The organism is Anaerotruncus colihominis (genome assembly GCF_010206195.1).
Lineage (GTDB): Bacteria > Bacillota > Clostridia > Oscillospirales > Ruminococcaceae > Anaerotruncus > Anaerotruncus colihominis_A.
In genome coordinates this window covers 24,063-50,361 of sequence record NZ_VIQT01000009.1, presented here as the reverse complement: position 1 = coordinate 50,361, position 26,299 = coordinate 24,063, and the positions used below count along the sequence as shown (strand labels likewise).

24 protein-coding genes are annotated in these 26,299 nt (G+C 55.6%); 2 read left to right on the top strand and 22 right to left on the bottom strand.

Annotated elements, in window-relative coordinates; translation table 11 throughout:
• Positions 1-18: 18 nt before the first annotated feature.
• From FMM72_RS04415 to FMM72_RS04365, 11 genes are all read right to left on the bottom strand, one after another.
• Entirely contained in the window at positions 19-558 is a 540-nt protein-coding gene (locus tag FMM72_RS04415; protein ID WP_347561260.1) for a YqeG family HAD IIIA-type phosphatase, read from the bottom strand.
• A 31-nt stretch (positions 559-589) separates the two neighbouring features.
• Positions 590-1,414: a radical SAM protein gene (locus FMM72_RS04410; RefSeq protein ID WP_160208300.1), complete on the bottom strand. Its 825-nt coding sequence runs from the start codon at positions 1,412-1,414 to the stop codon at positions 590-592.
• 3 nt (positions 1,415-1,417) lie between these two features.
• Positions 1,418-2,359 (bottom strand): ABC transporter permease, encoded by a 942-nt coding sequence (locus tag FMM72_RS04405; RefSeq protein ID WP_162220721.1) that lies wholly within the window; start codon positions 2,357-2,359, stop codon positions 1,418-1,420.
• A gap of 101 nt (positions 2,360-2,460) precedes the next feature.
• The gene (locus FMM72_RS04400; protein ID WP_162220720.1) at positions 2,461-3,387 is read right to left on the bottom strand and encodes an ABC transporter permease; all 927 of its coding nucleotides are present in this window, start codon (positions 3,385-3,387) and stop codon (positions 2,461-2,463) included.
• Positions 3,388-3,465: 78 nt separating this feature from the next.
• A complete protein-coding gene (locus tag FMM72_RS04395; RefSeq protein ID WP_162220719.1) occupies positions 3,466-5,142 on the bottom strand; it encodes an ABC transporter substrate-binding protein in 1,677 nt (558 codons plus the stop codon).
• A 23-nt stretch (positions 5,143-5,165) separates the two neighbouring features.
• Positions 5,166-6,176 carry an ABC transporter ATP-binding protein gene (locus tag FMM72_RS04390; protein WP_162220718.1) on the bottom strand — a complete coding sequence of 337 codons (1,011 nt, stop codon included), beginning with the start codon at positions 6,174-6,176 and terminating at the stop codon, positions 5,166-5,168.
• Positions 6,163-7,161, bottom strand: coding sequence for an ABC transporter ATP-binding protein (locus FMM72_RS04385; RefSeq protein WP_160208296.1), 999 nt, complete (start codon positions 7,159-7,161; stop codon positions 6,163-6,165). Before FMM72_RS04385 ends, FMM72_RS04390 begins: the two co-directional genes overlap by 14 nt.
• Positions 7,161-7,991 (bottom strand): AAA family ATPase, encoded by an 831-nt coding sequence (locus FMM72_RS04380; RefSeq protein ID WP_160208295.1) that lies wholly within the window; start codon positions 7,989-7,991, stop codon positions 7,161-7,163. Before FMM72_RS04380 ends, FMM72_RS04385 begins: the two co-directional genes overlap by 1 nt.
• Positions 7,988-9,172 (bottom strand): nitrogenase component 1, encoded by a 1,185-nt coding sequence (locus tag FMM72_RS04375; RefSeq protein ID WP_162220717.1) that lies wholly within the window; start codon positions 9,170-9,172, stop codon positions 7,988-7,990. Before FMM72_RS04375 ends, FMM72_RS04380 begins: the two co-directional genes overlap by 4 nt.
• Positions 9,145-10,518, bottom strand: coding sequence for a nitrogenase component 1 (locus tag FMM72_RS04370; protein ID WP_160208293.1), 1,374 nt, complete (start codon positions 10,516-10,518; stop codon positions 9,145-9,147). Before FMM72_RS04370 ends, FMM72_RS04375 begins: the two co-directional genes overlap by 28 nt.
• Before the next feature lie 36 nt (positions 10,519-10,554).
• A complete protein-coding gene (locus tag FMM72_RS04365; protein ID WP_162220716.1) occupies positions 10,555-11,484 on the bottom strand; it encodes a YhfZ family protein in 930 nt (309 codons plus the stop codon).
• Positions 11,485-11,651: 167 nt separating this feature from the next.
• Between FMM72_RS04365 and FMM72_RS04360 the strand changes: the two genes are divergently transcribed.
• The gene (locus tag FMM72_RS04360) at positions 11,652-12,944 is read left to right on the top strand and encodes an alkaline phosphatase family protein (RefSeq protein WP_162220715.1); all 1,293 of its coding nucleotides are present in this window, start codon (positions 11,652-11,654) and stop codon (positions 12,942-12,944) included.
• 60 nt (positions 12,945-13,004) lie between these two features.
• Here FMM72_RS04360 and FMM72_RS04355 read toward each other — a convergent pair whose 3' ends face one another.
• From FMM72_RS04355 to FMM72_RS04340, 4 genes are all read right to left on the bottom strand, one after another.
• Positions 13,005-13,247: an RNA-binding S4 domain-containing protein gene (locus FMM72_RS04355; protein ID WP_160208290.1), complete on the bottom strand. Its 243-nt coding sequence runs from the start codon at positions 13,245-13,247 to the stop codon at positions 13,005-13,007.
• Positions 13,248-13,335: 88 nt separating this feature from the next.
• Positions 13,336-13,614 (bottom strand): HU family DNA-binding protein, encoded by a 279-nt coding sequence (locus FMM72_RS04350; protein ID WP_006875795.1) that lies wholly within the window; start codon positions 13,612-13,614, stop codon positions 13,336-13,338.
• A 60-nt stretch (positions 13,615-13,674) separates the two neighbouring features.
• On the bottom strand, positions 13,675-14,478 hold the full coding sequence (mazG, locus tag FMM72_RS04345; protein WP_160208289.1) for a nucleoside triphosphate pyrophosphohydrolase: 804 nt from the start codon (positions 14,476-14,478) through the stop codon (positions 13,675-13,677).
• A gap of 46 nt (positions 14,479-14,524) precedes the next feature.
• Positions 14,525-16,246: a putative polysaccharide biosynthesis protein gene (locus FMM72_RS04340; protein ID WP_162220714.1), complete on the bottom strand. Its 1,722-nt coding sequence runs from the start codon at positions 16,244-16,246 to the stop codon at positions 14,525-14,527.
• 308 nt (positions 16,247-16,554) lie between these two features.
• Here FMM72_RS04340 and FMM72_RS04335 point away from each other — a divergent pair, with 308 nt between their 5' ends.
• Entirely contained in the window at positions 16,555-17,235 is a 681-nt protein-coding gene (locus FMM72_RS04335; RefSeq protein ID WP_160208287.1) for a 5'-methylthioadenosine/adenosylhomocysteine nucleosidase, read from the top strand.
• Between the two features lie 56 nt (positions 17,236-17,291).
• On the opposite strand, the gene FMM72_RS04330 is transcribed toward FMM72_RS04335, so the two are convergent.
• From FMM72_RS04330 to recJ, 7 genes are all read right to left on the bottom strand, one after another.
• The gene (locus FMM72_RS04330; protein WP_162220713.1) at positions 17,292-18,665 is read right to left on the bottom strand and encodes an MATE family efflux transporter; all 1,374 of its coding nucleotides are present in this window, start codon (positions 18,663-18,665) and stop codon (positions 17,292-17,294) included.
• Positions 18,666-18,771: 106 nt separating this feature from the next.
• Positions 18,772-19,248 (bottom strand): zinc ribbon domain-containing protein, encoded by a 477-nt coding sequence (locus FMM72_RS04325; RefSeq protein WP_160208285.1) that lies wholly within the window; start codon positions 19,246-19,248, stop codon positions 18,772-18,774.
• A 56-nt stretch (positions 19,249-19,304) separates the two neighbouring features.
• Positions 19,305-20,759, bottom strand: coding sequence for a coproporphyrinogen dehydrogenase HemZ (gene hemZ, locus FMM72_RS04320; protein ID WP_162220712.1), 1,455 nt, complete (start codon positions 20,757-20,759; stop codon positions 19,305-19,307).
• Positions 20,743-21,387: an MBL fold metallo-hydrolase gene (locus FMM72_RS04315; protein WP_162220711.1), complete on the bottom strand. Its 645-nt coding sequence runs from the start codon at positions 21,385-21,387 to the stop codon at positions 20,743-20,745. The genes hemZ and FMM72_RS04315 overlap by 17 nt, the downstream gene beginning before the upstream one ends.
• Before the next feature lie 59 nt (positions 21,388-21,446).
• Complete coding sequence (gene dtd / locus FMM72_RS04310; protein ID WP_162220710.1) at positions 21,447-21,917, bottom strand: D-aminoacyl-tRNA deacylase; 471 nt, start codon at positions 21,915-21,917, stop codon at positions 21,447-21,449.
• Positions 21,918-21,949: 32 nt separating this feature from the next.
• The gene (locus FMM72_RS04305) at positions 21,950-24,139 is read right to left on the bottom strand and encodes a RelA/SpoT family protein (RefSeq protein ID WP_160208281.1); all 2,190 of its coding nucleotides are present in this window, start codon (positions 24,137-24,139) and stop codon (positions 21,950-21,952) included.
• 43 nt (positions 24,140-24,182) lie between these two features.
• Positions 24,183-26,240 carry a single-stranded-DNA-specific exonuclease RecJ gene (recJ, locus tag FMM72_RS04300; RefSeq protein WP_160208280.1) on the bottom strand — a complete coding sequence of 686 codons (2,058 nt, stop codon included), beginning with the start codon at positions 26,238-26,240 and terminating at the stop codon, positions 24,183-24,185.
• Positions 26,241-26,299 lie beyond the last annotated feature (59 nt).

Genomic DNA, 26,299 nt, shown 5'->3' with positions numbered 1-26,299 from the left:
AATTTTATAATTCCATTTTCAAAGCGTCACGTCTGCGCCGGCCGGACTTCGGCCTGACAGGCTTCGGCCGCGTGCCACTCGCTTGTAAATGGCCATCAGCAGCTTTTCAGTCCATCGCCGAATCCGAAACTGCGCATGATCCAGCTCGCTCCCCAAAGGCTCCACCAAAACCGTATGCATCCCGGCCCGATTTCCGCCCATAATGTCGGTAAACATCTGGTCCCCAACCACCATGCACTGTTCCGGCTCGACGCCGAGCCGGCGGGCCAGCTCCAGAAAAGCGCCGGATGCAGGCTTTTGCGCATGTGCGGCATAGGGCGCGTTGAACAGCTTTGCAAACGCCTCTACACGCGGCGGGTCGTTATTAGAAATCATCGCGGTCCGGCAACCGTGCCGATCTAAAAAATTCAGCCATTCCTGCGCCAGAGGCTCCGGGTCTGGAGCGTCCACCAAGGCCAGTGTATTGTCGATATCAGTGATGACGGCCTGGATATTCAATCGGTCCAAGAGGCTGCTGTCAATACAGGTTACATCCTTCGCAAAATAATCCGGGAACACATTGAACAATGCTTCCACAACTCCCTGTTTCTCATTTTCCCGTACAGGACGGTTTTGCATCCACAATTGCATCAGCGCGGCAATGCCGGCAGCGCACAAACTGTTCCAGATTGACGCCGCATCTCTCCCGTATCTGTTCCAATTGCTCCGTGTCCGGTGGAGTAACCCGCGCCATTGTATCGCGTGCGATTACAGGCAGGATATTTTGAATCATAGCTCCCATCGCCCGCATTTCCCGGGAAATCTGCAAAATTTCATCGTCATTGACGCCTGGAACATAGACCGAATTGATTTTAACAACCAAACCAGCCTTGACAGCTTCTTTGACGCCCGTCCTCTGACGCTCCAAAAGGCGGCGGACGGCACTCTCTCCCCGCTCGCCCGACACATGCTCATAAATATGTATAGCCGCTTTCGGCGTATGGGCATTGACTGTTACAGTCAGCGTCTCGACGCCAAGCCGCGCCAGCTGGCTTGCATGCTCCGGAAGGAACAGACCATTTGTACTTAAACAGAGATGTATTGGCGGGTATTCAGCTTTTATAAGGCGCAGCGTCTCAAAGGTTTCGGGATTTGCCAACGGCTCCCCTGGTCCCGCGATTCCGACGATGCGGATATCCATCCCGCTCTCACGCACCCTGCGAAGGCGCTCCAAAGCCTGCTGCGGCGTCAGAATCTCATTGGCCAGCCCGGGGGCGCATCCGTGTATGCACGGATTGACCGTAGGACGGCAAAACGCACATTTGATATTGCAGTATGGCGCGACAGCCAGATGCATACGCGCCACACGCGCTCCATGATTGGAAAAGCAGGGGTGTTCAAATGGGAGCGCAGAATGAATTGTTGATTGACTCATATTTTACTTCCGTTTTCTGGCATACGGGTCAAGCGCATCGTTGAGCCCATCGCCCAGAATATTAAATGCGACAACAATAATAATCAGCATCAGACCTGGATACAGAATGTACCACGGACAAATGGTCATGTAGCCGCGCGCATCGGCGATCATATTTCCCAGGGAAGGCGTCGGCGGACGAATACCAAATCCAAAAAAGCTCAGCCCGGACTCGTACATGATTGCGCCTGGAATTCCCATTGAAAAGGATACGATAATCAGAGACAGGCATCCAGGCAGAAGCTGACGTGTGATGATCCAGAAATGCGACGCGCCAAGCGCACGCGACGCCTTGACATACTCTTTCTCTTTGAGCGCCAGCGCCTGCCCCCGCAAAAGCCTTGTGACATCCGGCCAGCCGACGACGACGAGCGCAAGGCAAACAGTAAACAGGCTCGGCCCCATGACCAGTGTGATCACCATCGCCAGCAGCATCACTGGGAAAGCGAGAAAAACGTCGGTCAGACGCATAATGACCATGTCGACCCATCCGCCAAAATAGGCTGCCGCAACGCCGAGTACAATTCCAACAATCATGGTAAGCCCGCGTGCGACAACGCCGACCAGCAAAGAAACGCGAATGCCATACAGCACGCGGGTGAATATATCGCGGCCAAGCTGGTCCGTGCCCATGATGTTCGCAAGGTCAGGCGCAAATGGTGGAAACAGGTTTTTCCCATCGACAACTCTGCGCGACTCGATAGCTTCCGGATCGAGTCCAAGAATCATGGGGAGCAGAATCGAAAGCGCAGCCAGAGCCACGATGACCACTAGCCCAATCATAGCGGCGCGATCCTTTTTGAGCGCCTGCCAGGCATCCCGATACAGGCTTCCCGATGGCGGCGCGCCTGATTCCAGCATCCAACGGTATTTTTTATTTTTAGGAAGGTATCGGTTCTGTTCCATAAAAGACCATCCATTCCGCCGCTTCGCATCGGCATAAAGATAAAAGTGGATTTTCTACAGCCTGAGGGGCTGTTTGAAAACGTTCTGGCTTCGACAAAGCCTTAATGATATCTGACGCGCGGATCAGCGGCGGCATACAGGACGTCGACCGCCAGGTTGACCAGGCAGATGCTCACGGCAAGGACGAGTACGGTTGCCTGTAAAGCCGGCATATCCTTATAAAATAAGGCGTCGTATCCATACTTTCCAATCCCCGGCCAGGAAAAAACGCTCTCCACAATCATTGTGCCTGTCAAAAGGCGGCTCATATCCGTACCGACAAGCGACAGCACCGGGATCAACGCATTTTTCAGCGCATGTTTCCAGATGACACTTTTTTCCTGCAGGCCCTTGGCACGCGCTGTGCGGATATAGTTCTGTGGCAACACCTCCAAAAACGCTGATCGGGAGATGCGGGCCATCATTCCGGCGGACGGAATGCCCAGGGTAATAGCCGGCAGGATGATATAGATATCAAACCCGCCCTGATAACCGGAAGGGGGCAGCCAGCCGAATTTTACAGCTAAAACAAGCTGTAAAATCAGTGCGAACCAAAACTGCGGGATTGAAAGCCCCAATACTCCAAACATCGTGATGCCTCGGTCAAACAGGCTGCCACGGCGCACGGCCGCGCTCATTCCCAAAAACAGGCCGACAACGATACTGATCACTTCTGTTGTGACGGCCAGCTGAATCGTTTTTGGAAAGACAGTCAATATTTCCTCCAGCACGGGACGATGCGTCTGATAGGACCGTCCCAAATCCCCCTGTACCAAGTCCAGAAGGTAATTGCCATACTGTACCAGGATCGGCTTGTCAAGCCCCATTGTTGTGCGGATTTGCTCCACTGTGGCCTCATCGGCGTATTCGCCGGCGATCAGCCTGGCCGTGTCGCCGGGAATAACGTTGACCAACAGGAAAATGACCAGCGTCAGCCCGAGTATGACAGGAATCAGGGCAAGCAGTCTGCGGACAATATAGCGGGGCATCAAAGCCACTCCCTTTCATTCTTCATCAGGCCCCGCGGAACAATGCTGTTCCGCGGGGCCTGACTGCTCCAACAGCTCTTACTTATCAAGCCAGACACGGTGATAGGTCGATACATCCAGGGCGCTCGGGCAGTAATCCTGGACGAACGGCTGGCAGATGTCGACGTAAATATTGTGCGTCAGATATGTATACGGCAGATCCTCAAGCACCAACTGTTCGATCTGCTGGTACAGAGACGCGCGCTCATTGTCATCTGTGGAGGCGCGGGCCTGTTCAATCAGCGCGTCAACCTCCGGATTGGAGTAGCGGGCGTAGTTTCCGGCTGCTCCGATATTGTCGGAATGAAGCAGTGGATAAAACATAGCGTCTGAATCGGGATATGTCGCAACGATATTGCCCCAGGCGATTTCAAACTGTCCGGAATCGCGCGCCTCGTTATAAGCGGAATTTTCCAGCGCCTTGATTTCAATGTTGATGCCGATCTCTTTCAGATTCTGCTGGTAGATCTCCAAAATCTTGATGTTATTGTTCCATGCGGGCGTGATGACTTCAAATGCCTGCGGCAAACCGTCGGCATAACCAGCTTCGGCCATTTTGGCCTTTGCTTTTTCCACATCGTAGGGCGGCGTGGTCGCCGGGTCGCCGGAACCGAGCATACCGCTCGGGAGCAGGACGTTCGCCACAGAGGCGCGCGCTTGGAGCATATCGATAACAGCCTGTGTATCAAGCGCATACAGCACAGCCTCGCGCAGCGCCTTGTTCGACGCAAACGGCTCCTTTTCCATGTTGAACATCAAAAAGCTGGTATGCAGCGTATCAGCGCGGCCGATGCTGTTGGCATAGCGCGGATCGCTCGTCAGGCGATCGTAGTGCGCCGGGGTGATCCAGGCAACATCGAGCGTGCCTGCGTCAAACTCTACAATGCGTGTGTTTTCATCGTTAATGACCTTGAATTTTACACTGTCAAGGTATGGACGGCCCGCCCAGTAATCTTCAAACGCATTGATCGTCAGATCCTGGTTGAAATTCCACTGTCCGACAGTAAACGGTCCGGCGGCTACAACATGCTGTCCAAAATCGTCGCCGAATTCCTCGACGGCTTCCTGCGGGACAACAGCCAGTGCGGCTGACGACAGCATTGAAACAAACGGCGCATATGATTCTGTCAGAGTCAGCTCCAATGTATGATCATCCACAACCTTGATGCCGCTGATCTCACTGGCGCTGCCGGCGGTATATTCGGCGAAGCCCTGGAGCTTATTAAGCATCCATGCGGCTGGGGAAGCTGTCTGCGGATTGGCGACACGCTCAAAGGAATATTTGAAGTCCTGCGCTGTCACCACGCGGCCATTGTGGAACTTCGCATCGCGCAGATGGAAGGTCCAGACCGTTCCATCCTCGGATGGCTCCCAGCTCTTTGCGATACCAGGCTCAATCGTGTTGCCCTCGGGATTTAAACGCACCAGGCCCTCAAGGATGTTTGCCGCTACGATTGTCTGGTCCCATGCGCTCAAGGCGGCCGGGTCAAAGCTTTTCGGGTCGGCCGACGTATAGGTCGTCAGAGTGCCGCCGTACTTTGGGCCATCCGTTTCCCCTGTTCCTGCGGTCCCGGACGATGCAGTTGAAGCATTTCCCGCGCCGGATGCAGCGGCGGGACCGGTCCCTCCCGCTGCGGAGCCGCCGCACGCGGTGGTCAGTAGCATCGCGCCGCAAAGCGCCGCCGCAAAAAGCCTCGTCTTGACAGAATGCAACATAATGATCCTCCTTATTATGGCATCTATGGTATTTTCCGCCCATCCGGGGCGGCGTCGGACTGTGAATACAGGTGGCAACGCACCATTTCTCCGCCGAAGCTTACGACAGGGGCAAGCGCGGATGAGCAAATCTCCATGCGGTGCGCACACCGCGGATGAAACGGGCAGCCGGTTGGCAGATGAACCGGGCTTGGTACATCGCCGCCGAGCGTCTGTTCAAAAGCGCCGGATACCGCATCGATGTCCGGAATCGCCTTCAAAAGCGCCTGTGTATATGGATGGCGCGGATGGTCAAACAAGGCGTCCGATCCGGCCTCCTCCACAAGCTGCCCAAGATACATCACGCCAATGCGCCCGCTGAGATATTTGACGACGTTCAGGCCATGGGCGATGAACAAATATGCAAAGCCGTGCCTGCGCTGCAAATCGCGCAGCAGATTGATAATCTGTGCCTGTACGGAAACATCCAGCGCGGAAACCGGCTCGTCGCACACGATAAAGCGCGGGCTGACAATCAGCGCGCGGGCAATACCGATGCGCTGCCGCTGGCCGCCGGAAAATTCATGCGGATAGCGTGCGTAATGCTCTTTGGAAAGGCCGACCTGCTCCAGAATTTGCAGCACGCGTTCGCGGCGTTCCTGCGCGGAACAACCGCCCTGGATGCGCAGCCCCTCGGACACGATCTCCCCGACGGTCATACGCGGGTTTAAGGATTCATATGGATCCTGAAAAACAACCTGAATCTGCCGGCGCAGCTCGCGCCGCTTTTGCCGGGAATAGGCGGTCAGGTCTGCGCCATCGAACAGCACTCTGCCTGAAGTCGGCTGCTCAAGCCCGAGCAGCACGCTGCCCAGCGTCGATTTGCCGCAGCCTGATTCCCCCACCAGGCCATATGTCTCCCCCTCGCGGATTTCCAGCGAAACGTCATTGACCGCCTTGACGCTGTCCACCTGCCGTAAAAACACCCCGCCGCGAATTGGGAAATGCTTGACGATATGCTCCGCTTTCACAAGCGGCCGGTCAGTCTGCGCCATACGCTGTATCCTCCTTTTGCTCCGCAAGCCAGCAGCTTGCACGGTGGCCGGGACTTACAACGATTTCCGGCGGCGGCTGTTTGCAAGCGTCCGTCGCCGAGCCGCAGCGCGGCGCGAACCGGCACCCCTCGGGCATCTGTGAAAGATCCGGCACGTTGCCGGGGATCACTGGGAGAGCCTGCCCTCGCTGTGTTGTCAGGCGGGGAATCGATGCGATCAGACCACGCGTGTAACAATGGCGCGGATGATCGAGCACCTCACGGGTCGGTCCCTCCTCCACAATCTTGCCTGCGTACATGACAACGACCCGTTCCGCAAAGTTTGCGACGACCCCAAGGTCGTGCGTTACAATCACAATCGACATCCCAAGCTGATCGCGCAGCGTGCGCAGAAGCCCCAATACCTGTGCCTGAATGGTCACGTCAAGCGCGGTGGTCGGCTCGTCCGCGATCAGGATTTTCGGATCGCAGCAAAGCGCCATCGCAATCATCACGCGCTGCTTCATCCCTCCTGAGAGCTCGTATGGATAACAACGCATCCGCTGTTCCGGCTCCGGAATGCCGCAAAGCTCAAACAGCTGTATGATTCGCTGTTTGCGCTGCTCCTTTGACAGCTTTGTGTGGGCGCGCAGCGTCTCGTCTAACTGGTTGCCGACGGTAAAAACGGGATTGAGGCTTGTCATCGGCTCCTGAAACACAAACCCGATCTCTCCGCCGCGCACCTGCCGCAGCTCGTCGGAGGGCAGCCCCACAAGCTCCCGCCCGTTAAAAACAATGCTGCCCTTTGTCACAGCCGACGCGCCGGCCAGCCCGATCACCGACAAGCATGTTACCGTCTTGCCGGAGCCTGATTCGCCTACAACCGCTACGATCTCACGCGGGAAAACCGAAAAGCCGACATCATCCACAGCCGGCAGCAGCCCATGTGCCGTTTGAAAGCTCGTTGTCACATGTGAAAGCGTCAAAACAGGCTGTTCCTTCGTCATCAGGATTTTCCCCCTTTACCGCCTGCAACCGACGGCATACATTCACGTATGAATTGGCTCAACCGTGTCCGGTCCATTGGACAGATCTCGACTGGCGGACCGCTTTCAGTCAGCAGCCGTTCGGCTAAAGCCATGAACTGTGCTGTTTCAGTTCCGGCGCGTTCCTCCTCGCTCACAGCCATATCATGCATCTCACACAGCTTGATCCGCTCGGAAAAGCCGATTTTCACCGCAACAGGCACATTGACGCGCTGGCTGAATGTCTCAACAAGCATATCCTCGCCTGTAAAACGCCGTTCCTGATAGATCAGTCCCCTGACGCAGGCGCCTAGTCCCTGCATCCCCGCAAGAATATTATTGGCCGCGAACAGCGACGCCTGCTCGCCCGATGTCACAATATAGAGTTCCCGTGCATACCCCTTTGTAACCGGCGTTGAAAAGCCGCCACAGACCACATCGCCCAGAACGTCGTACAGTACAACGTCGACGCGGTCAAACCAACCTGCTTTTTCGAGCGCGTTCAGGGCGATCGCGATGCCCCGCCCCGCGCATCCAACGCCCGGCTTCGGGCCTCCGGCTTCGCAGCACCATAGATTGGGGCGCGGGTTGGCGATCAGCCCTTCCTGCAAAGACAGCCCGCACGGCCCACTGTACTGTTCCAAAATGGATAACAGAGGCTCCTTTGTCAAAAGCCGCGTCGTATCCTGCTTCGGATCACAGCCGACAAGCAGAACGCGGTACCCACACCGCGCCATGCACAGCGCGGTATTGACCGCCACAGTCGTCTTTCCGATACCGCCCTTTCCATAGAGCGCAATCCGCTTTTTCATGGCGCACCCTCCGCAAGCTTCAGCAGCCGATTCGCAATGGTCAGTGCGCCCTCGTATCCAAGCAGCGCGCCAATTGGTTCTTCAGTCCTCCAAACAGGGGCAAAAAAAGGAATATAGTCCCAGTTATCGTCAGAACGAACGTTGGATGAGCCGAATACAAGCCTGGCTCCAAACGCCTTCATCAGCTCGACCAGCTCCCACCGGCCGACATCCTCATAAAATTCCTCACATACCGGACGCTCAGGTTTCTTTGGGTGCGCGCGATCCACGCAGAGAAGCACACGGCAGCCAAGCTCGTTGGTCAAGAAATCCGCCAGGCCGTAGCCATACCAGCCGGCCGCCTCTATAGCCACAGAAATCGAATGGGAACGGAGCTTTTGTGCAAACGGCTCAAGCTCTTTTACAGCGCGGTCATATGTATCCACCCCTTGCGGCGTCAATCCATGCCGCCCTGTCTGCCTGGCGACCCACTCCAAAAAACGCCTGCTTCCCTCCACACCGAACGGCGCGGCCGAGACCAGCTCCGATCGACGCCATAAAAGCCCAGCAAAGACTTTGTCCGCCGCGCGGTAATCCGCGGACAGCTCCGGCAGGGAAATGCCGGAGAAAAGCCCCGGGGTGACGCGGCATCCAAGCCCGGTTTCAATCAGTTTCCAAAGTATTTGAGAGTTGTCCGCACGGTTGTAATCCGTCAGCGGCAGGCCCTCCAACGCCAGAAGTCCTCCACTGGAGGCCAGCATGATCTTCAGCTTTCGGCACAGCGCATCATAGACCGCATCGGGCGCATCCGTCTCATCGCCTGCCAGGCCGCTGCCATCCAGTAAAACGGCGGCGGCACCGGTTTGTCTTTCATAATCCAGCAGGATGCTTTCATATTCTTCCTCAACAAGGCTGGTGGCGCATGTCAGGATCACCGCGAGCAATCCCGGATGGTACTGCTTCCACGCTTCGGCCAGAGCCTCCCGCAGCTTATCGCGCGCGCCCAGCGCCATGTCCCTTTCCACCACGGCCGTTGTTGGGAGAAGCGGCTCTACATTTGCATAGAGCATCGCCAGACGATGGCCGGAGGAGCAGCTCACCGGCCCATGGATCAGCGGGAGCACACCCGGGACGCCGGCCAAACATTTCAGGATCCCCAAAATCCCGCATCCGGTCATTGGTTCGAGTCGTTCGATGGACATATGACACCCTCCACCTCCCTTGCTATAAACTGGCTTTCCGTGAAGGAATAGCCGGACATCGCCAACAGCAGCTTGTTTCCGAGGTTAACAGCCCCCTCAAAGCCCACGTGTGGAACCGTGTAAACGGTGATCGGGACGAATGGGATCCCATGCCGCTTGCAGGTGTGCTGCTCCTGATAGCCGCCGAGCCAGACATCCACGTCGTATTGGCAGGCAATGCGTTCCAGATCATCCAGGCCCGGCGACAGAATGAATTCCTTCATTTTAACGCCGTGATCCCGCAGCATGTGGCGGATATCCTCCCGGCTCCACGCATGAGGCCAGAACATGGCCGCTGCCTGGATATCCATCCCATAGTCGGCCAATGTGTGCAGCAAGCCGATCAGGCGTCCAGGGCCTCCGCTGACAAAAACCTTCTTGCCCCTGAGCTGTTCCCGGTTTTTCTCAAATAGGCCCCTATACCGTTTTTCCATCGCGTCGATACCGTTATGAACCGGCAGTTCCAATACATCCGCGATGCTTGTGAGCCATTCGCGTGTTCCGGAAAAGCCGTATGGCGCGCGCGGGCCTGCGAGACGGATTCCTTCCTCGTCAAGGCGTTGGAGCAAATTCCCCATTACCGATGAGCAGACAAGCGCGTTTGCACCAGCATGCATACTCTTTTCGATATCCGCCAGGGAGGAGCCGCCGGAAATCACCGCATTCACCGGAATCTGAAGCTCTTTTAGCATGTCGATGCAGCATCCGATTTCATGCCCCCTGTGGCGCGAGGGCCACATCCAGCCCACCAGATTAACCGATTTTTCATGTCGATAGAGCTTGCCGAGATATGGACGATAGAGAGCCCCCAGAGCCGCGTCATAGCCCGCCCACTGATTGGGGCTTGACATTCCCGCGATTTCCAGAGCCTCCGTCTGAATTCCGGTGAATGTTTGAATTTCTTTTGCAACGCCGGCAAGGTCAGCGCCGCACAGAAGCAGCGCGTCCGTGGGTAAAAGGACGATCTGTTTGGCCCCATAGACGCCGCACAGCTTTTTCATGCGGCGAAGCCAGTCCTTGGGCGGTGTAAAATCGCCCAGGGCAATTTGTTGCTGCCGGTACTCCAGCACGGGCAATGGACGTTTGCCCAGGAAGAAATCGATCTCTCCCCACGCCACAATTGTAAAATTGAGATGATACGCACAACCCTTGGCGCCCACAATCACCGTCAGCACATCATCCATTGTCATAAACATGCGCAGGGCCGCAAACATGGGGCCGAGCACCTGGTAATCAGCCCAGAAAGCTGATTCCTTTGCGGCGTCCTGCTCCAGAAAACCTTCGATACCGCCGATATATTTCTGCATATGTATACCCTTCTTAACAAAACGCCCAAGCTCACATCAATATGTGACGATCCGTTTTTCATCCAAAATCTCCTGCTGCACCTGACGAACCAGTCCGGAGGTCAGCACCAGGCTCAACAGATCGGACAGGTTGTGATCGCTGCCTCGGACCGCAACCACGCTTTCGCCAAGGGCCTTTTCCATCTGTGCCGGCAAATGTTTGATGGGATGAACGTCAAAATCGTCCGTTCCGCCCAGGCTTTTTCGTTCCACAAGCGCGGACTCCACCTCGCCGCGCCGTACCAGCTCCGGCAACTGGACGCCGAGACATTCGCGGTAGGGGTTCTGCTGCTTTCCCAGGCTTTCCATGATGGCTATCTGATCGTAAGAGAACGCATCATACGCCACCTGTGTTTTTGCCATGGAGAACGGCGCGCCCTTCTTTGTGATAAATACATGCTCGCTTGGATAGCCGCTGATCGTGCCAATGGAGCAAAGGTCGCGCCGCTCATCCGGAGCATTCTTGTGCATATACGAAAAAGCACACAGGCTCATCACAACAAAATCACACTTTTCACGCAGCAATATTCCAGCGCGGTTGCGGGAGCCGCGGGCGAACAGGATATGAATCGGCAGGCGGTATTCGGTAAAGGCCTCGAAAATACCGGTGGCCATCCCCTTGACGCACAGACTGCTGTCGAGTGGGAGCAGCCCGATAAATATATCGTATTCGCACATCTCCAAAAGGCGGCCGCGGTCGACGCTTTCTATGTACGTTCCCTGCGCGCCGCATGCTTTCAGGGAAACAGCACCCGCGGCCTTCAAATCAGCCAACGCCCCCTGCACCGTTCCCGCGCCGACGCCAAAACGGTCCGCATATTCCTTGATCCCGGAGAGCTTATTGTTTTCCCCGCGGAAAATCATGGTGATAAATTCACGCGCCAAAACGCGCCGTACCGCGTCCTGCTTGTTGGTCAGCCCTCTCATACGCTCCCCCTTTCTTATAAAAACAATATACAGTTTTCTGTAATCTAAGGGTAACATTTTATTTTCCGCTTGTCAACCAATTTTACTAAATTCATTCGATGATTTGACAAAAAATAAATAATATTGTATAAATCTACTATCCGTTAACTTAGTTGGGAGGTTTTTTCATGTCCAAGCCGCTTTCCTCAAAAGTGATTGTTCTTTCTTTGGACGCCATGACTTTTGAGGATTTTTTTCAAGCGCGTGATCTGCCGGGCTATTCGTGGTTTTGGGAACACGGCGCGCTGGCGCGCCATATCCGCAGCGTCTACCCCTCCCTGACCTATCCCTGCCATGCAGCTATGGCCTGCGGGTGCTGGCCCGAGGAAAGCGGCGTGTTCAACAATGAATTGTTCCTGCCTGAAACCCGCCAACGGCCGTGGATTTTTTTTCATGACCAAATCCGCCGCCCCACTATTTTCCATGCGGCGCACGCGGCCGGACTGCGTGCCGGCTGCATCCTCTGGCCATGCATGGGCAACGCCCCTGTCGATTATCTGATCCCGGAAATTTGGGACGGCGATCCCAACAGCGGTTTTTTTGAACCGATGTGCAGGGCTGGCAGCGCGCCGTTCATCCGGAAAATCTGGCCGGAGGTCGGCTCCATCCCGCAGGGATTTCAACAGCCGATGCTTGATGAATTTGTTTTTGCATGCCTGCGTCATGTCATCCGTTTGGGCAATCCGCCGCTGGTCTACGCGCATGTATGCCAGATTGACAACGCCAAGCATTACAGCGGGCTTGACTCGACACAGGCATGGGCGGCTGTCAAGCGCACAGGTATTCTTCTAAACGGCCTGCTGCGCGAGCTTGACGCTCTCGGAATCCTGGAGGAGACAACGATCGCCCTTTGCAGCGACCATGGACAGGTTCCTGTCGACTGTGCGTCCTATCCAAATGTCCTTCTTCGCGAAAAAGGATTCCTCATGCCAGGGCCAAACGGTGTTCATTGGCGGGCGCAATCGCATTCGGCTTGCTGCTCTGCACAGGTCTATGTCGCCGACCCATCGGATGTTCCCGCTGTCCATGCCATGTTGAACGACGAAAGAATACGTGAGCGTCTGGGAATCGCGGCTGTATATGACCGCCTCCAGGCAAAAGAACGGTTTCATTTGGAAGGGCCGTTCTCATTTGTGCTCGAGGGCGCGCCAGGCGTGCTGTTTTGTGATGAATGGGAAGGAGCGGCGCTGATGCGCCCTCTGGCGGACGCGGGTCTCCCTTATCGGGCCAATCATGGCCACGATCCCCGGCGCGGTCAGACGCCTTTTTTTGCTCTGAAGGGTCCTGGCGTCCGTCCGGACGCGGTTATCGAGCAGGCGAACCTGATCGATGAGCCTGTCACAATTGCGCGTCTGCTTGGACTTTCGATGCCCTGGGCGCAGGGAGAGGCGCTGATCGATTTGTTGACCATACCAGAGTAACGCGCCCCATTCAAAAAAGCATGGCGCGGAAAATATTCCGCGCCATGCTTTTTTCTGATCCTATTCAATCACGGTGTAAGCCTCAGCCGCCGTGTCTTTTGTTGCATATTCACTGACCTTGACGACCTTTACCTTCAGCGGCTTCTGCCCAAGATTGATTTCGATGACGTCGCCCTCCTTCACATCGTAGGAAGCGCGCGCGACCTTGCCATTGACTACAATACGTCCAGCGTCGCAGGCTTCATTGGCAATCGTGCGCCGTTTGATCAACCGCGTCACCTTCAAATATTTATCGAGTCTCACAAAAAAATCCTCCGTCACAGAAATAGGGCATGTATGGCAAAAGCCTGCCGCAAAGCGGCAGGCCCTCACCCCCCTGCATGTGCTTTTCTTATTTGCCGGCGACAGCATCCTTGAGAGCTTTTCCCGCGCTGAACGCAGGAACCGTCGCCGCCGCAATCGTAATCGGCTTCTGGGTGATCGGATTGATGCCCTGACGTTCCTTGCGATGCTTTGTCTCAAATGTACCAAAGCCAACAAGCGCGACCTTGTCGCCCGCTTTCAGAGCCTCGGTAATCGTCTCTACAATCGCACCAACAGCCTTTTCGCTGTCTTTTTTAGAAAGTCCGGATTTTTCCGCAACAGCGGTAATCAATTCTGCTTTCGTCATTTTTAAAAGCCCTCCATAAAATAAATATATCTTCAGACATGAAATGCCTGAGCAAAACGCTCACTGGTTCATCCGCTTCGCTTCGCGCCAAAGCTCGTCCAGCTTTTCGATGGGCGAAGCTTTCATATCGATTCCCCGCTCCATGGCAAGCTGTTCAACGTCTGTAAACCGGCCAATAAACTTATCACAGGCGCGGTTCAAGCTCTCCTCCGCATCGATCCCAACAAAACGCGACACATTGACCGCGGCAAACAACAGGTCGCCTAGCTCCTCATCGATATGCGCGGCGTCGTTTTCCGCGACCGCCTCACGCAGCTCGTCCAATTCGCTGGCAAGATCGTCAAGCGCCATCGCGCCGTTGGGATAATCGAATCCGACCTTGGCCGCACGATGCTGCACCTTCTCGCTGCGCATCAGCGCCGGGAGTGCCGCGCTGACGCTTCTCAGCGTCTCGGCCGCCGTTTTCTGCCCCTTGCTCTCCTGCTTGATCCGCTCCCAGTTAACGAGCACATCCCCGCTTCCTGAAACATGCGTGTCGCCAAATACATGCGGATGGCGCAGGATCAGTTTCTTACAGATACCATCGCAGACATCGTCAAAGCAAAACGAGCCTGCCTCCTCCTCCATGCGCGCGTGAAACACGATCTGCAAAAGCACATCGCCCAACTCCTCGCGCAGCAAATCTGTATCTTCGCGGTCGATCGCTTCACAGGCCTCGTAAGTTTCCTCCACAAAATTTTTGCGGATGGAATGGTGATCCTGTTCCCGGTCCCAAGGACACCCTTGCTTGGAGCGCAGTATTTCCATGATGCGCAGCAGATCTTCAATCCTGTAGGACGCCTTGCGTTCAAAAGCGGCCGGCATCGGCGCAAGCCCCCTTTTTAAGCCATTTTAGCGGTACTTTAGTATTCTACCCCAAAAGGGAACGCTTTTCAAGTAGCTTTGCAAACTTTTCTCCGCCCGGCAACATAGTGACATCCTCCTTCGTCAATGTCCGCGTCAGCAGTACAACAGCAAGATACGTCACAGCGCCGGCCACCACCGCGCCCAACGTGGCGACCGAACCCCTGCAAACCCGCTCCAGAAGCCCGTTTGCGGCCCATGCGGCGGCTCCGCAGCAAACGGCTGCAAAAAGCGGCTTTCCAAAGACGGGGAGCACCCGGATACGCACGCTGGTCAAATTTACCAGACGGGACAGACTGACGAAAAGCACAAAACAGTAACAGACAAGCGTCCCGATGGGCGCGGCCTGAATATTGAGCTGTGGGATTGCAACCAAAACAAAATTAAGCGCTAGTTTCATCAGCCCGCCTGCAAACAGCAGCTTAACCGGCAGATCAGCGCGGCCGATTGCCTGCAAAATTGCGTTGACCGGCAACGAAACCGCCACAAAAATCGCGCTGATACCCATAAAACGCAGGGCGGGCGCGATAACGGCCGCCTCCATCGGCTTGGAGAAATACAAAAGCCGCATGACAGGACCGGCGAGTACACAGATACCAATACCAGCCGGCATCGCAATGAGCGATGCGATCCGCAGCGCCGACGCGGCGTTCTGCTCAAACACGCGGCTGTTGCGCGTCGCCCAGGCAGCGGAAACAGCGGGCAGCAGGCTGATGCCAATGGTCGCCGTCAGGGATGGAACCAGGTTATAAACCGGGACCGCAAGACCTGAGTAGCATCCATACAGATATGACGCGAGCATTCCCTGGTCAACACCGGCCGGAATCATACCGTCATACATGCCCCAAACGGTTTGGGGCGCGCGCGCAATCGCCGCGGTTAACCGGTTCATCACAGAAATCAGATCGATAAACGAAGTCAGATTCGCGATTACGGACGCGACACAGACCGGGATTGCGATCGCAGCCAGCCTGCGCAGCAGCTCTCCCCCCGGCGCAGGCGGCGGGGCCGCCTTATCCGCACGGACGCGCCGGCGCGTCAGCATATAAAGCGAACCGCACGCCATGCTGAGCGTTACGCCCAGGATCGCGCCCGCAGCCGCATATGGGAGAACCGCGATCTGCGCCTGCCCGGCGGAATCGCACAGCATTCCAAATACAGTCCCGGCGCGCGCATATTCAGCCATGCCCATGGCTGTCGCCGCATACGCGAGCGTCAGGCCCAGCGCAAGCTTTGCCACAGCCTCCACAACCTGCGAGACAGCTGTCGGGATCATATTCTGCATCCCCTGCCAATAGCCGCGCAGCGCCGCCATTACACAGCCAAAAAGCAACGCGGGCGAAAGCATACGCACGGCAAGCGCCGCAGGTGGATTGTTGACGCGCTGCGCAAACCAGTCCGCTCCGAAATACATCAGAGCAGAACCCAAGATCCCAATCACGACAAACGCGCCCACAGACAGGCGCAGCAGTTTTTCTGCGTCACGCGCGCGCCCTCTGGCAACGCTTTCGCTGACCAGCTTGGAAACGGCCACCGGTACGCCTGAAACAAACAGCGCATAAAGCGGATAGTAAAGCTCATAGGCGACGTTGAAATAGCTCATACCAACGCCGCCAAGGATATTCGTCAGCGGGATTTTGAAAAATACGCCGATCAGCTTGACAATGACCGTCCCAACCGCCAATACCATTGTGCCGTAAAGATAGCCATGTCCACGGCGCTGCTCCATGTGTCCACGCTCCTTAGCTTTCCCCGGTATGTAATCTGTTGACAGGATCTATTGTGTTAAAACCGGGCCAAAACATTCATCAAACGCGCGGCCACGGCCGTGCGTTATTACACTTATATTACCACATGCACCGCATTATGACCAGTCCGGCCTTGCATTCCCATGGCTAATCCGATAAAATAGAGCTGTCAGCAGCGCCGGCTGGGCATCGCTTTAAAGAGGCGCTATTTTAGTATCTGCCGTTTTTTCCCGCAAGCCCTGACCCGTATCCGTGCCGGCGCCAAACGGTGGAATGGAGGATTTTATTCATGAAAAAAATCGGTATCATCTGCGCAATGGACAACGAATTCGCACTTATCAAGGAGGCTCTTGCGCATGGACGCACCGCGCAGGCAGGACGCTGCACGTTTTTCTGTGCCGAATACGCCGGTAAGGATATTGTCGCGGCGACCGGCGGCATCGGCAAGGTCAACGCGGCGGCCTGCGCACAGATGATGATTTCCAATTTCGGTGTCGAATGCATCGTGTTCAGCGGCGTCGCAGGCGCATTATCGGACAAGCTCCATATCTTTGATATCATTGTTGCAAACGATGTCATGTATCACGATCTGTTTCCCGCCTCCCTGCTTAGAAACAATTTCCCGAACTGTGACTGCTTCCCCACGGATCCGCGGCTTGCGGCTCTTGCTGAAGCTGTTTGTACCGAACAGGGGCTGCATTGTATTCGCGGACGCGTTGTCTCTGGCGATCAGTTTATCACTGATTCTGCTGTCAAAGCCCGCATCATTTCCGATACGCACGGCGACGCGACGGAGATGGAGGGCGCGGCGGTCGGCCATGTCTGCTACCTCAACAATCTGCCGTTTGCCATCCTGCGCTGTATTTCCGACGGCGCGGATGACAACGGAGAGATGGATTTCGACACCTTTGTTGAGCAGGCGGCGCACCGCTGTGCCAAACTGACGTTGGGATTAGTCGAACGCATTTGAAAAAAGCCCTTCCCCCCGCCTCTATAGGCGGGGGGAAGGGCTTTTTCAGGCGTCCTTCAGGACGCCTTGAGCACACTGATCTGTCTGTGATAGATTCTCCGATACATCATAAGCGCCATGCAAAGCGAAACCATCTCCGAAATCGGGAACGCCAACCAGACTGCGTCCAGGCTCACAAAACGGGCCATTACCCAAGCGACCGGCAACAATACTGCCAATTGACGGGTCAGGGACATAAGCAGGCTGTATATCCCGTTTCCAACCGCCTGAAAGACGGATGACAATACAATTCCAACCGCCGCTCCCAGAAAACTTAAACTGATCAGCCTGAGCGCGGGGACACCGATCGCTGTCATTGCACCCAGCGACTCCTCCGAGGAGGCGAACATACCAATCATCTGAGCGGGGAAAGCGATAAAAGCAACCATACCAGCCAGCATGATTGCGAGCGCATAGACGCACGCCAGGCGAATCGCTTTGATGATGCGCTCCTTTTTGCCCGCGCCAAAATTATACGCCACAATCGGAATTAACCCGTTCGTCAGGCCAAATACCGGCATGAATACAAAGCTTTGCAGCTTAAAGTAGATGCCGAATACCGAAACGGCCGTTTCGGAGAAAACAATCAGAATCTTGTTCATACCGCCGGTCATAAGCGTTGCGATCGACTGCATGACGATCGACGGAACCCCGACTTTGTAAATCTCCCGAACGATACGCCAATTGGGTCGGAATTTCAAAAAATTCATATGCACTTCATGGTTAAAAAGGTGATTAAACAAAAGCCCAAGCGTCATCGCGAGAATCTGACCTGCAACTGTAGCGACGGCGGCTCCCTTCACCCCCATTTTAGGCATACCAAGCAAACCGAAAATCAGAATTGGATCGAGGATGATATTTGTAATCGCACCGATGCCCTGTGTGATCATATTATAGATCGTCACGCCTGTGGCCTGCATAATACGCTCCGTTGCAAGCTGCAAAAAGCAGCCGAATGAGAAGATGCAGCAGACACTTAAATACTGCGTACCCATTTCAACGATCTCCGGGCTGGAGGTAAACATGCGAAAAAAACCGCCGGCAAACAGCCCGCCGCCGACCGCAAAAACGATCCAGCTTAACACCGCGAGCATAATCCCATTTTCAGCAGCTGCGTTGGCATCCTCAAAATTGCGTTCACCGAGCCGCCGTGACAAAAGTGAATTGATACCAACACCGGTGCCGACCGCAACAGCAATAATCAGGTTTTGGATCGGAAAGGCTAAAGACACGGCCGTCAGAGCGTTTTCACTGATCTTGGAGACGAACACGCTGTCTACGATATTGTATAGCGCCTGTATCAGCATTGATACCATTACCGGCAACGACATGGATACCAAAAGCTTTCCCACAGGCTGCGTCCCCATTTTGTTTTCTTTTCTTGCTTCCATACTCCCATCCTTTAACAAAATCTGTCCATGTATCTGTACATCTTAAACTTTTCATTCGCCGAGATAAAGGCCCGGATATTCCATCCGGGCCTTTTCATCGATCTGTTTACTCCTTTGACTCGTCGATGACCATCGCAGTTGGCGCCTGGGTCTTGTCTGCCGGCTCCTCCGGCATATCCTCCTCATTGACAACATCGCTGTCCGCGGGCGCGGTGGGCGACTGCCCCTTCAGCGACGCGCCGCAGCGCGAACAATAGAGCGCGTCGCGCGGATTCTCAGACATACAATCCGGGCAGCGCAGGACCTTGCGCATCTCGTCCAGCTTGTCCTTTAGTTCTGTAAGCTCTGCAAGCTGTGTCTCAATCTCGGCGACACACATCCCGACCAGCTCCTCATTCTGTGTGCCGGACTTATTCAGCTCATAGATGATTTCACCAAGCTTGAGGTAATTTGCGTCGATCTGGCTTTTCATCTGTGTGATCTGCATGCGCAGCTTCGCCTGCTCCGCAACCTCCTGCGCTTTGCTGCCGGCAACCCCCGCCAAATCTTTTGCCTTTATAATCAGCTCGTCGAATTTTCCCATGTTGAAAGCCTCCTATCCTTTAAATTAGTATGCATTATACACCATCCGCCTGATATTTACAAGCCGCTGCCCTGATAAAACAGACGCACGCGCTGCTTGCGGCGCAGCGCCTCGTCAAAGCGCCCGATATACTCGGTCGGATGCTTATAATTGTACACACGCTCGAGTCTGCCCGTTTGCGGGTGGCGCAGCTTTGTAGAAGCGCCCGCGCCAACGGCAAGAATCGTATGCGTTTCATCCATAATGTATGTATTATAAAGGCCCTCTGTTCCTGCTGCGGCATAGCCGACGTTCTCCAGGCTGGCCAGCGTGCCCGTCTGCCGATAGAGATAATACGGCCGCAGGCCGGCCGCTTCACATGCGTTTCGCGCATAGCCGACCATGCCGCCGACAAGCTCCAGCTCACCGCGCGCTTCGTCAAATGTCAACCGCGAGGCGCGTTTGACCGTCAGCGTATGGACGGTGACGTTTTCCGGATGGAGCGCAAGTACGCCGTCCACACTTGCGGCAAACCCCTCCGGCGTATCTGAAGGGAGTCCGGCGATCAGGTCGGTATTGATGCAGTCAAAACCCACCGCGCGCGCCATTGCAAACGCTTCAAAAAACTGTGCCTGCGTGTGGCGGCGGCCGATGGCGAAAAGTACGGTATCTGAAAGCGTTTGAGGATTGATGCTGACGCGCCGCGCGCCGCCCTCATAGATGGCGCGCAGCTTTTGAGGCGTAACCGTATCAGGCCGTCCAGCCTCCACCGTATATTCCCACAGCCCGGACAGATCGAAGCTGTCTGCAACCGTTCCCATCACGCGCGTCAGATCTTCAGCCGACAACGTCGTTGGCGTTCCGCCGCCAAAATAAACCGTGCGCAGGCGCAGCCCCAATTCCTTTGCCAGGCGTCCTGTGTATTCCAGCTCCTCGCAGAGCCTGTCCACATACGCCGGGATCAACGCCGCGTCGCGTTCGACCGACTGCGAAACAAACGAACAGTACGCGCAGCGCGTCGGACAAAACGGCACGGAAACATACAGCGAAAAGCTGTCGGGCGTTGAACGGGAGAGCAGCGGCTGTTCAATACGCGCTGTTTGCAGCGCGAGGTCAAATTTTTCCCCGCTCACAAGACTGCCGTCCATAAAACGCCTGCGCAGCGCGCCGTCGTCCGCGCAGCGCGCAAGCTCTGTCATGAACAGCCGCACGGGCCGCACGCCCGTCAGCACACCCCACGGCGGTCGAAAGCCTGTTACCTGCGACAGAAGGCGATACAGCATCACGCCAAACGCGTGTTCCATTTCCCCGGGCGCGCAGCCCGGCGCAGCCGTTTCCTCCGGCACGCTGCGCAGGCTGCCGGACGCATCCCGGTAGGAAACCGACAGCACGCCGCCGCACAGGCGCGCACCGAGAGCAGGCGCGCCCTGTGGCGCGCCCTCCTGAAAGACGACCTTCTCCCCCGGAAAAAACATCTGCGCGACGCGTGACAGCTCATAACCGAACGTATGGCCCTCAATAAAAAGCGTCATAGCCCGGGTTCCTGTTGATGTATGGGTTGCTTCTGCGCTCGCGCGCAAGCGTCGTTTCAGGCCCATGACCGGGCAGCACGCGGTAATCACCTTCCAGCTTCGAAAGCTTTTGCAGCGACGCCATCATTTCCCCGTAATCGCCGCCATACAGGTCGATACGGCCGATATCGCCCGCAAACAGCGTGTCGCCTGTAAACAGGACGTCGCCGCACCGGTAGGTCACGCCGCCGGCCGTATGTCCCGGCGTGTCGATCACCTCAAACGTCATACCGCCGACTGTGACCCTGTCGCCCTCATCGAGCCGCTCATCAGGCGTCAGGATGTAATCCTCATCGGTCATGCCGCGCATGATCGCCAAACTTTTTTTGCGATCGGCCAGCATCTCCTCGTCGCCGCGCCCGATCGCCAGCTTGCAGCCGAATGCATCGCGCAGCGCGCGCACCGCACCGATATGATCGTAGTGGCCATGTGTCAGCAAAATATATTCCGGCCGGAGCTTGTGCTCGCGCAGAAACGAGATCAGCTTTTCAGCCTGAAAGCCCGGATCGATCACAGCGCAGACATCGCCGTCCGCTGCAATATAACAGTTTGTACCCATCGTTCCGACAGGCATGGTATATACTTTCATGATTGTTTCTCCTTCGCGGTCCAGAGCTGTTTGAAACATAAGGCCACGCCGCTTTTCTTTCAAATATTCCCTGGCCGCTTCATGATTTCATCAGTGTCGAGGATGATCGTCACCGGCCCGTCATTTTCAATGGAAACGAGCATATCGGCCCCAAAGCGTCCGGTCTGTACAGATGTCACGCCTGTGTCTTTGACCGCTGCCACAAACCGCAGATAGAGAGAATCGGCTGTTTTGGGTTCTGCCGCCCCGGTGAACGACGGACGCCGGCCGTGACGCATATCAGCGCATAGGGTAAAATTTGATACGACGAGCATCTCACCGCCGATATCGAGCAGAGATCGGTTCATCTTGCCCTGTGCGTCCCCAAAAATGCGCAGATTCGCCGCCTTTTCCGCAAGAAAATCAGCTTCCTCCACGCCGTCTCCATCAACGACGCCGAGCAGAACAACAAGCCCCTGGCCGATCTTCCCGACGATCTCATCGCCAATTCTGACGGATGCGGACGAGACACGCTGCAAAACTGCCTTCAAGCAAAGCCCCCCTTCCAGTTTATTCCGGCGCCTTACTGCGCAGACCGTGTGACGCGCTCCACGCCTGGAATCTTCTTGAGATTATTGATAATAAAATTGAGCTGATCAATGTCGCTGACGGTAAATGTAACCGTAACGACGTTTTCGCCCGTTTTTACTTCACGCGCCATCAGCGTGCTGATCGAAATACGCATCGACGACAGCGCGACGGAAATATCGGCCAGCGCGCCCAAACGGTCGTCCGTGACGATTTCGATCGTACTTTTGAAATTCTCGCGCTTAGCCTGATCGAGCGCCCATTCAGCGCGCACCCAACGTTCGGCATTGTTTGGATCGTTGATCGAATTGATCACGTTGAGGCAGTCCTTTTTGTGGATTGAAACCCCAAACCCGCGCGTGACAAACCCGATGATCTCGTCGCCGGGAAGCGGATTGCAGCAGCGTGCAAATTTGACCAGGCAGCTGTCAAGCCCTTCCACAATGACGCCGCCCGACGCACCCCTTACCCGATGATGCGGCTTGACGGGCGCCGGACTGGGCGCCGCGTGCGGGTCTGTGCGGTACATGCGGATAAATGTTTCCTTGATGCGCGGCATGATTTTTGAAAGCAGCACGCCGCCATACCCGATAGCCGCCAGAAAATCCTCTGAAAGCTCGAAGTGCTGCCGTTTGGCGATCGCCGACAAAAATTCCTGCATTTTCCCGTCCGGCAGCGTAATCATGTTGCGGCGAAATTCCTTTTCAAGCTCGGTGCGGCCCTGCTCAACGTTTTCCTCGCGGCGTTCCTTTTTATACCAGTTGCGGATCTTGTTGCGCGCCTCTGTCGTCTTGACGATTTTAAGCCAGTCGCGGCTTGGCGCATGATCCTTCGTGTTCGTCGTGACAACCTCAATGATCTGACCAGTACGCACCGGTGTGTCAAGTGCGACGATGCGCCCGTCAATCTTAGCGCCAACCATCCTGTTGCCAACCTCGGTATGGATAGCATATGCAAAGTCGATCACCGTCGAGCCGACGGGCAGACTGACGACATCGCCCTTCGGAGTGAATACAAATACCTCCTCAGGCGAAAGATCGCTTTTGATCGACCGCACAATGTCCTCTACGTCGTCAGCTTCCTTCTGGTTCTCTATCAACTGGCGAATCCACGCAAGCCGCTCCTCGAGCTTGTCACGTCCGGTGACGCCGGCTTTATACTTCCAATGCGCCGCGATGCCATATTCGGCGGTATGGTGCATATCCCATGTGCGGATTTGCACCTCGAACGGAATGGCTTCCTTATCGATGACCGTTGTGTGCAACGACTGATACATATTCGGCTTCGGTGTGGAAATATAATCCTTAAACCGGTTGGGCAGCGGACGGAACAGGTCGTGGATGATGCCCAGGATATTGTAGCATTCATTGACCGAATCAACGATGATGCGTACGGCATAAATATCGAAAATTTCCTCAAACGCCTTTCCCTGAATATACATCTTGCGGTAGATGCCATAAACGCTTTTGACGCGTCCGTCGACATAGATATCGTTGTATTCCGCCGCAAGCCGCTCCCGTATTTTATCCTTGATTTTTTCCAGAAAGCTCTGACGGTCGGCGCGTTTCATCTCCAGCATCGATTCAATCTCATGATATGCCACAGGATCGAGGTAGCGTAGGGAGATGTCCTCCAGCTCCTCCTTGACCGCCCGGATACCAAGCCGGTGTGCCAGCGGCGCATAAACCTCCATGGTTTCAAGCGCTTTGTCACGCCGTTTCTGATCGGGCATGACCTCGATCGTACGCATATTGTGCAGACGGTCGGCCAGCTTGATGATGATAACGCGCACATCCTGCGCCATCGCTAGAAGCATTTTGCGCACATTTTCCGCCTGTTGCTCCTCGCGCGACGTAAAACTGATCTTTCCGAGCTTTGTCACGCCGTTGACCAGCAGCGCCACATCAGTGCCAAACTGCTTTCCAACCGCCTCGCCCGTGATATCCGTATCCTCCACAACATCATGCAGCAACGCAGCCTGGATACATTCGCTGTCCATACCCAGGTCGATCAGGATAATCGCAACCGCAATCGGATGCGAAATATACGGTTCGCCGGAAACACGGCACTGCCCATTATGGGCGTTATTGGCAAGCTGATAGGCCGCCATGATCTTTTCGCGGTCATACGTATGGCCGCTCCGGTCGATCGCCCGCTGCAAATCATCTATTACATAGTAATTCATCTAACAAGGCCTCCATTGCGGGCTGCTGCCCGCAGAAGGGGCGTCATTCACGCCCCGCGGCGGGCTTTGCAAGCCCGCGCAGAATCTTGGATTGGGAGATATCCACCTTGCGCGGATTGGCTACGACGGCGACATTTTTTGTATCGCCGCTGCGTTCCCGGGTGATCAGGTGCATTTCGTCAAGCACATCGATTGCAATTTTAACCTTGCACAGACACGAAATATTGCCCTGTAGTTTTGCATAGATCATTTCATCCGGCGCGCGCAGATTTCCTTTTGTACGCAAATAACGATATACCACCGCGATGTCGTCCCGGTCAGGTACTGCGGCCGCCCGCGCCGGCGGTTCAACCGGCTCGCTGCGCACAAGCCGCTGGTATACCTGTTCGGAGCGATGGATTTTATCATAGTCTATTCCAGAAAGATGAATATCGCGCACCTTGACGGAAACACGTTGTTCCCCGTTCCATTCATTCACATCAACTGCAACTGCCAAATCCACTGTTTCACCGATCGTATAAGGAAAATTGGCCTGCGTCACACCAAAATAAACGGCATAAAACACACATCCATCACCACAGAAACGCAGACGCACATGCTTGCCGTCGCCGATCGCATAAATCCCCTGCAAAACGCAGCCGTGGATTGTAAAAATAGGCGGCTCGTTTCCCGATCCAAACGGTTCCAGCATTGACAGCGGCGCGATCTCCTCAACTGTTAACTGGCGAGGCGAAATGGCACAGTCGATATTGATTGTCTGCTGCGGCATATCGGGATAATAGGAAGCCGCCCAATCGTTGATTGCATTTTCAAACGCTTTCAGGTTTTCCATTGAAACCGTCAGTCCGGCTGCCTGGTTATGGCCGCCATAACGGATCAAAAGCCGTGAACAAGCGTCGATTGCGTCAATGATCGAAAAGCCTTCGATGCTGCGCGCCGAACCACGCGCCACATCCCCTTCAACTGAAAAAACAATGCAGGGCTTTCCAAACCGTTCCACCATGCGGGAAGCGACAATTCCCACGACGCCGTGGTGCCAGCCCTCGCCATGGATCACAATTATACGGCGGCCAAGCGCCTCTGTGTCCGCATCAAGCTGGCTCATTATCTGCCGCACAATCTGATCTTCGACAGCGCGGCGGTGCTCATTGAGTGAATTGATGTCGCCGGCAAGCGCTGCCGGCTCGTCGCAGCCGCCTGAAAAAAGCTCAACCGCGTTGTCGACGCAGTCGAACCGGCCGGCTGAATTGATACGCGGCACAATCCCATACGCAATATTCTCACACGACAACTGCCGGTCCGCCATGCCACAGGCACGGATCAGCGCGGCCAACCCCTCGTTATCTGTATTTTGCAAACTTTCCAGCCCGCGCCGCACAATGGTCCTGTTTTCACCGATGAGCGGCACAATATCGGCCACCGTCGCCACAGCAACCAGATCGCCGTACTGCTCGAGCATCAGATCGCCGTCGTCACCTTCCAACGCACAGATCAGCTTGAACGCCACACCGATTCCAGCGAGATATTCACAGCCGCTTTCGTCGTCCAGACGATGCGGATCGACAACCGCGACCGCCTGCGGCAACATATCGCGCGGCTTATGGTGGTCGGTGATCACCACGTCTATACCAATGGAGGCGGCGAATGCAACCTCGTCGACAGCCGTAATCCCGTTGTCGACCGTAATCACCAGCCGCACGCCGTCGTCACGGATGATCTGCAGGGCCTCGCGGTTCAGACCATAGCCCTCCCGGTCGCGATGCGGAATATAATAACAAACGTCGGCCCCGGCCGACTCCAGATAACTATAAAGCACAACAGTCGACAGGATCCCGTCGCAATCGTAGTCTCCGTAAACAGCAATTTTTTCGCCTTCTGCAATTGCCCGCCGGATGCGCGTCACGGCCCTGTCCATATCACGCAGTGCCAATGGATCGGTCAGCGCGCAATCCTCCGTTAGAAACTGCCTGATTGACTCTTGTGTATCAAAGCCCCTGCCAGCCAAAATTCGAACCGCGAGCGGCGGCAGCCCGAACGCCTCTGCCATGCGCCGCGCGGCTTCGCCGTCGGCCTGCCGGATATTCCAGCGTTTGATCGGCACATCGATTCCCCCGTTTATTATACGCCCTCGCGCGGCGGCGCGCCCAGGCCGTATCATCA

Excerpts from the sequence above, each read along its gene's own strand:
- FMM72_RS04305 (WP_160208281.1), bottom strand. The coding sequence starts at position 24,139 with ATGAATTACTATGTAATAGATGATTTGCAGCGGGCGATCGACCGGAGC.
- FMM72_RS04400 (WP_162220720.1), bottom strand. The coding sequence starts at position 3,387 with ATGCCCCGCTATATTGTCCGCAGACTGCTTGCCCTGATTCCTGTCATA.
- FMM72_RS04335 (WP_160208287.1), top strand. The coding sequence starts at position 16,555 with ATGAAAAAAATCGGTATCATCTGCGCAATGGACAACGAATTCGCACTT.
- FMM72_RS04365 (WP_162220716.1), bottom strand. The coding sequence starts at position 11,484 with ATGAGAGGGCTGACCAACAAGCAGGACGCGGTACGGCGCGTTTTGGCG.
- FMM72_RS04405 (WP_162220721.1), bottom strand. The coding sequence starts at position 2,359 with ATGGAACAGAACCGATACCTTCCTAAAAATAAAAAATACCGTTGGATG.
- FMM72_RS04330 (WP_162220713.1), bottom strand. The coding sequence starts at position 18,665 with ATGGAAGCAAGAAAAGAAAACAAAATGGGGACGCAGCCTGTGGGAAAG.
- hemZ (WP_162220712.1), bottom strand. The coding sequence starts at position 20,759 with ATGACGCTTTTTATTGAGGGCCATACGTTCGGTTATGAGCTGTCACGC.
- FMM72_RS04360 (WP_162220715.1), top strand. The coding sequence starts at position 11,652 with ATGTCCAAGCCGCTTTCCTCAAAAGTGATTGTTCTTTCTTTGGACGCC.
- FMM72_RS04395 (WP_162220719.1), bottom strand. The coding sequence starts at position 5,142 with ATGTTGCATTCTGTCAAGACGAGGCTTTTTGCGGCGGCGCTTTGCGGC.
- FMM72_RS04410 (WP_160208300.1), bottom strand. The coding sequence starts at position 1,414 with ATGAGTCAATCAACAATTCATTCTGCGCTCCCATTTGAACACCCCTGC.
- FMM72_RS04390 (WP_162220718.1), bottom strand. The coding sequence starts at position 6,176 with ATGGCGCAGACTGACCGGCCGCTTGTGAAAGCGGAGCATATCGTCAAG.
- FMM72_RS04375 (WP_162220717.1), bottom strand. The coding sequence starts at position 9,172 with ATGTCCATCGAACGACTCGAACCAATGACCGGATGCGGGATTTTGGGG.
- FMM72_RS04385 (WP_160208296.1), bottom strand. The coding sequence starts at position 7,161 with ATGACGAAGGAACAGCCTGTTTTGACGCTTTCACATGTGACAACGAGC.
- mazG (WP_160208289.1), bottom strand. The coding sequence starts at position 14,478 with ATGCCGGCCGCTTTTGAACGCAAGGCGTCCTACAGGATTGAAGATCTG.
- FMM72_RS04350 (WP_006875795.1), bottom strand. The coding sequence starts at position 13,614 with ATGACGAAAGCAGAATTGATTACCGCTGTTGCGGAAAAATCCGGACTT.
- FMM72_RS04340 (WP_162220714.1), bottom strand. The coding sequence starts at position 16,246 with ATGGAGCAGCGCCGTGGACATGGCTATCTTTACGGCACAATGGTATTG.
- FMM72_RS04370 (WP_160208293.1), bottom strand. The coding sequence starts at position 10,518 with ATGCAGAAATATATCGGCGGTATCGAAGGTTTTCTGGAGCAGGACGCC.
- FMM72_RS04380 (WP_160208295.1), bottom strand. The coding sequence starts at position 7,991 with ATGAAAAAGCGGATTGCGCTCTATGGAAAGGGCGGTATCGGAAAGACG.
- FMM72_RS04325 (WP_160208285.1), bottom strand. The coding sequence starts at position 19,248 with ATGGGAAAATTCGACGAGCTGATTATAAAGGCAAAAGATTTGGCGGGG.
- FMM72_RS04315 (WP_162220711.1), bottom strand. The coding sequence starts at position 21,387 with ATGAAAGTATATACCATGCCTGTCGGAACGATGGGTACAAACTGTTAT.